Below are 252 nucleotides of genomic sequence, written 5' to 3' on the forward strand. Positions count from 1 at the left end.
GTATGCCTATCTCAAGGACGTGCTGACACGACTGCCGACGCAGCGGGCGAGTGAGATCGGCCAACTACTGCCGCATCAGTGGGTACCTGCCTGAATCACGCAAGGTGAGTTCGGCGGACGCTTACGTCGACTGAAGCATCGGTGATGATCGAGCTACCGCTTGGCGAGCAAGCGATCACCGTCAAATGGCCAGCCTCCGACCCTGAAGGCTGCGCCCGCTTTGTCCGTGGGCTCACCCAGTGATCCGCATCG

General features: G+C 61.1%; 1 protein-coding gene. It reads left to right on the forward strand.

What is annotated here, in order from left to right:
* Nucleotides 1-94, forward strand: a 94-nt coding sequence (locus tag ACN8M7_RS26025; RefSeq protein WP_146226874.1) for a transposase domain-containing protein, incomplete at its 5' end; no start/stop codon positions are given.
* Nucleotides 95-252: the final 158 nt, after the last annotated feature.

Source organism: Pseudomonas spartinae (genome assembly GCF_965197125.1).
In the GTDB taxonomy this organism is placed as follows: domain Bacteria; phylum Pseudomonadota; class Gammaproteobacteria; order Pseudomonadales; family Pseudomonadaceae; genus Aquipseudomonas; species Aquipseudomonas composti_A.